The following is a 4,982-nucleotide window of genomic DNA, read 5'->3' on the forward strand; positions in this document are numbered from 1 at the left end:
AACGGCGGCGTGGCGATGGCCTCGGGAAGGATGAACTTCGGTACGAAGGTGGCCATCGCCACGCCGCCGTTGGCCGCCAGCAGCTCCAGCACGTCGTCCGGGACGTTGCGCGGGTGGTCGCAGACCGCCCGCGCGGAGGAGTGCGAGAACAGGACGGGCGCCGCGCTCGTCGCGAGGGCGTCGCGCATCGTCGTCGCGGCCACGTGCGAGAGGTCGACCAGCATGCCGGTGCGGTTCATCTCGCGTACGACCTCGTGGCCGAAGGGCGACAGACCGCCCACGCCCGGCTCGTCGGTCGCGGAGTCCGCCCATGCGAGGTTGTCGTTGTGCGTGAGGGTCATGTAGCGCACGCCGAGCGCGTACAGGGCGCGCAGCGTGGCGAGGGAGTTGTTGATGGAGTGGCCGCCCTCGGCGCCCATCAGGGAGGCGATACGGCCCGTGCGGCGGGCGTCCTCCATCTCGTCCGCGGTGCGCGCGGCGGCGAGGTCGCCGGGGTGGCGGGCGATCAGGCGCCCGACGACGTCGATCTGTTCCAGCGTGGCGCTGACGGCCGTGTCGCCGGCCATGTCGGAGCGTACGTACACCGACCAGAACTGCGCGCCCACGCCGCCCGCCCGCAGCCGGGGGATGTCGGTGTGCAGGTGCGCCGACTGGTCGTCGGCGATGTCGCGGCGGTCGAGGTCGTAGCGGACCTGCTCGCGCAGCGCCCACGGCAGGTCGTTGTGACCGTCGACCACGGGGAAGTCTTCGAGCAGCTCGCGGGCCTGCTCCAGATAGTCGTCGGCGCCCATGGTGGCCTCCCTCACTTTCCGAAGCCGAAGGCGTCGTGACCGGCGACCTTCGTACGGAGGCGTTTGCCCTTGTCCGTGGCCTGTTCGTTGAGGTGCTGCTGGAAGTCCTTCATCCGGGCCAGCAGCTCCGGGTCGTGGGCCGCCAGGATCCGCGCGGCCAGCAGACCGGCGTTACGGGCTCCTCCTACGGAGACGGTGGCGACGGGCACACCGGCGGGCATCTGCACGATCGACAGGAGCGAGTCCATGCCGTCCAGGTACTTCAGCGGTACGGGGACCCCGATGACCGGCAGCGGGGTGACCGAGGCCAGCATGCCCGGCAGGTGGGCCGCGCCGCCCGCGCCCGCGATGATCGCCTTGAGCCCGCGCCCGGCGGCCTGCTCGCCGTACGCGATCATCTCGCGCGGCATCCGGTGCGCGGAGACGACGTCGACCTCGTACGCGATCTCGAACTCGTCCAGCGCCTGGGCGGCGGCCTCCATGACCGGCCAGTCGGAGTCCGAACCCATGACGACGCCGATGAGGGGAGAGCTCATGTGGTGATCGTTCCTCGGAGGTATCCGGCGGCATGGCGGGCGCGCTCCAGCACGTCGGCCAGGTCGTCGCCGTAGGTGTTGACGTGGCCCACCTTGCGGCCGGGCTTCACGTCCTTGCCGTACATGTGGATCTTGAGCTGCGGGTCGTGCGCCATGCAGTGCAGATACGCCGCGTACATGTCGGGGTAGTCGCCGCCCAGCACGTTGCACATGACCGTCCACGGGGCGCGCGGGCGCGGGTCGCCGAGCGGCAGGTCGAGCACGGCCCGGACGTGGTTGGCGAACTGCGAGGTGGTCGCGCCGTCCTGGGTCCAGTGGCCGGAGTTGTGCGGGCGCATGGCCAGCTCGTTGACGAGGATCCGGCCGTCGGCCGTCTCGAACAGCTCGACGGCGAGATGCCCGACGACGCCCAGCTCGGCGGCGATCCGCAGCGCGAGCTGCTGGGCCTCGCCGGACAGCTCCTCCGAGAGGCCGGGCGCGGGCGCGATGACGGTGTCGCACACGCCGTCGACCTGGCGGGACTCCACGACGGGGTACGCGACGGCCTGGCCGTGCGGCGAGCGCACGATGTTCGCGGCCAGCTCCCGTACGAAGTCGACCTTCTCCTCGGCGAGGACGGGGACGCCGGCCCGGAAGGGCTGCTCGGCGTCGTCCTCCGATCGGGCGAACCAGACGCCCTTGCCGTCGTACCCGCCGCGCACCGTCTTGAGGATGACGGGGTAGCCGCCCACCTCGGCGGCGAAGGCCGAGACGTCGGCGGCGTCGGTCACGATGCGATGGCGCGGGGACGGCGCGCCCAGCTCGGTGAGCCGGGCGCGCATCACGCCCTTGTCCTGCGCGTGCACGAGGGCCTCGGGGCCGGGGCGTACGGGCACACCGTCCGCCTCCAGCGCGCGCAGATGCTCGATCGGCACATGCTCGTGATCGAAGGTGATCACGTCGCAACCGCGCGCGAAGGCGCGCAGGGTCTCCAGGTCGCGGTGGTCACCGACGACCACGTCGCCCACCACCTGCGCCGCGGAGTCCTGTGGAGTCTCGCTGAGGAGCTTGAATCTGATGCCGAGGGGGATGCCCGCCTCGTGGGTCATACGGGCGAGCTGACCGCCGCCGACCATGCCGACTACCGGAAACGTCACACACCCAGGGTATCCGTCGCGGAGTCTGGGTCTCTCGCTCGGATCAGGTCGGGTCAGGGAGCGGGGTCTGGTGCGTGCGATCGCAAGGCGGAGGAGGGAGGCATGGCGGAGCCATGCCGACCGACGACAACGCGGCGAGCGTGCGTGCCAGGGCACGCGAGCCCGGCATGATCCGAGCGAGAGGCCCTAAGCCGGTCCGGTGGTTACAGTGGGTCGGTCGGCGCCGTCTCGGTGATGTTGGTGATCCCACCGAGGAGACTGCGTCGTCGACCGAACACACCGCACTTCCACCGGACGGGGCTGAGCGACCAGATGACTGCCGCGCCTTCGCAGCGACAAGCCCTGCGAGAGCGGTTGGCCCTGCTCTCCCGCGAGGTCGCCAAGTTCGGCGCGGTCGGCGGGGTGGGGCTGCTGGTCAATCTGGCCGTCTTCAACCTCGTACGGCACACCACCGAGCTGCCGGTGGTGCGGGCCAGCATCCTGGCGACCGTCGTCGCCATCGCCTGCAACTACGTGGGCTTCCGCTACTTCGCCTACCGGGACCGCGACAAGAGCCGCCGTACGAAGGAGCTGACGCTCTTCCTGCTGTTCAGCGCCGTCGGGCTGGTCATCGAGAACGGCGTGCTCTACACCGCGACGTACGGCTTCGGCTGGGACGGGCCGCTGCAGAGCAACGTGTTCAAGTTCCTCGGGATCGGCGTGGCCACACTGTTCCGCTTCTGGTCGTACCGCACCTGGGTCTTCCGCAGGCTTCAGCCCGAGACGGTGCCCGTGCCCGAGCGGGTCCCGGAGTCCGGCCGGGTCATCTGACCGTCCGCTTCGGCTCCTTGCGTACGCGCACCTCGCGGCTCAGGAACAGCGCGAACACCGGCGGCTGCTGCTGGAGCAGTTCGAGCCGCCCGCCGTCCGCCTCCGCCAGGTCGCGGGCGACCGCGAGACCGATGCCCGTCGAGTTGTGCCCGCTGATCGCGCGCTCGAAGATCCGCGAACCGAGGTTCGCCGGTACGCCCGGCCCCTCGTCCGTCACCTCGATCACGGCCTGGTTGCCGGTGATCCGGCTGCGCAGCGCGACCGTACCGCCGCCGTGCATCAGGGAGTTCTCGATCAGCGCGGCGAGGACCTGGGCGACGGCTCCGGGTGTGCCGACGGCCCGCATGTGCTGGGTGCCGGAGCAGACGATCGCGCGGCCGGCGCTGCGGTAGGCGGGGCGCCACTCCTCGATCTGCTGCTGCACGACGTCGTCGAGGTCGAAGACGATCGCCGAACCGGTGCGCGCGTCACGCGAGTTGGTGAGCAGCCGCTCCACCACGTCGGTCAGCCGCTCGACCTGGGTGAGCGCGATCGTCGCCTCGTCCTTGACGGTGTCCGGGTCGTCGGTGGTGGAGATCTCCTCCAGCCGCATGGAGAGCGCGGTGAGCGGTGTACGGAGCTGGTGCGACGCGTCGGCGGCCAGCCGGCGCTCGGCGGTCAGCATCCGCGCGATCCGTTCGGCGCTGGAGTCGAGTACGTCGGCGACCCGGTCCAGTTCGGGCACCCCGTACCGCTTGTGGCGGGGGCGCGGGTCGCCGGAGCCGAGGCGTTCGGCGGTCTCGGCGAGATCGGTGAGCGGCGAGGCGAGCTTGTCGGCCTGGCGTACGGCGAGCAGGACGGCCGCGATGACGGCGAGCAGCGCCACCGCGCCGATGATCATCAGGGTGTTGCCGAGTTCGCGGGTGACGGACGCGCGGGACTCCTCGATGGTGACGGTCTCGCCCTGCTCGCCCTCGGCCTTGCCCCGCAGGGCGCCGTCCTCGGGGCGCTGGCCGATCTCGACGGTCGGGCGGCCGGGGATCTCGACCTTCGCGTACCGCCCGTCGTCGATCTGCTCCCGCAGGATCTCCTCGGTGACGCGCTCGCCGCCGAGTAGCCGGCTGTCGACGATGCTGACCAGCCGCTGGGCCTCCAGATCCACTCTCTCCTGGGCGCTGCTGGTGATCGTGCGGGTCTCGACGATGACGAGCGAGACCCCGAAGACGGCGATGACGACGAGCACCACGGCGAGCGTGGAGTTGATCAGACGACGGCGCACTGTGCCCTACTTCTCGGTAAACCGCGGCTCGGCTCGGCTCGCCGGCTCAGCTCTTCTCGAACCGGAAACCGACGCCCCGTACCGTCGCGATGTACCGCGGGTTCGCCGCGTCGTCGCCCAGCTTCTTGCGCAGCCACGAGATGTGCATGTCCAGGGTCTTCGTGGACGACCACCAGGTGGTGTCCCAGACCTCGCGCATCAGCTGGTCGCGGGTCACGACCCGGCCCGCGTCCCTGACCAGGACCCGCAGCAGGTCGAACTCCTTCGCGGTCAGCTGGAGCTCCTCCTCGCCCATCCAGGCCCGGTGCGACTCGACGTCGATGCGGACGCCGTGCGTGGTGGGCGAGGCGGCCGGTTCGCTCGCGCCGCGCCGGAGCAGGGCCCGTACCCGGGCGAGCAGTTCGGCCAGCCGGAAGGGCTTGGTCACATAGTCGTCGGCGCCCGCGTCGAG

The 4,982-nt window shown here is 70.9% G+C and carries 6 protein-coding genes; 1 reads left to right on the forward strand and 5 read right to left on the reverse strand.

Translation table 11 applies throughout. The features are described 5' to 3' along the window. The 3 genes from BHU15_RS30795 to BHU15_RS30805 form a co-directional block, all read right to left on the reverse strand. A partial coding sequence (locus BHU15_RS30795) for a dipeptidase (protein WP_141726913.1) occupies positions 1-791 on the reverse strand: 791 nt, incomplete at its 3' end. 11 nt (positions 792-802) lie between these two features. Beyond that, entirely contained in the window at positions 803-1,327 is a 525-nt protein-coding gene (gene purE / locus BHU15_RS30800) for a 5-(carboxyamino)imidazole ribonucleotide mutase (RefSeq protein WP_069630137.1), read from the reverse strand. After that, a complete protein-coding gene (locus BHU15_RS30805) occupies positions 1,324-2,463 on the reverse strand; it encodes a 5-(carboxyamino)imidazole ribonucleotide synthase (protein WP_079128479.1) in 1,140 nt (379 codons plus the stop codon). The genes purE and BHU15_RS30805 overlap by 4 nt, the downstream gene beginning before the upstream one ends. A gap of 312 nt (positions 2,464-2,775) precedes the next feature. Between BHU15_RS30805 and BHU15_RS30810 the strand changes: the two genes are divergently transcribed. Next, a complete protein-coding gene (locus BHU15_RS30810; protein WP_069630139.1) occupies positions 2,776-3,273 on the forward strand; it encodes a GtrA family protein in 498 nt (165 codons plus the stop codon). On the opposite strand, the gene BHU15_RS30815 is transcribed toward BHU15_RS30810, so the two are convergent. Next, a complete protein-coding gene (locus tag BHU15_RS30815; protein ID WP_069630140.1) occupies positions 3,266-4,531 on the reverse strand; it encodes a sensor histidine kinase in 1,266 nt (421 codons plus the stop codon). The two genes, BHU15_RS30810 and BHU15_RS30815, sit on opposite strands and share 8 nt — an antisense overlap. 46 nt (positions 4,532-4,577) lie before the next feature. After that, positions 4,578-4,982, reverse strand: a 405-nt coding sequence (locus BHU15_RS30820) for a winged helix-turn-helix domain-containing protein (RefSeq protein WP_141726914.1), incomplete at its 5' end; no start/stop codon positions are given.

Origin of the sequence: Streptomyces niveus, assembly GCF_001723055.1 — a bacterium.
GTDB classification, from domain to species: Bacteria; Actinomycetota; Actinomycetes; order Streptomycetales; family Streptomycetaceae; genus Streptomyces; species Streptomyces niveus.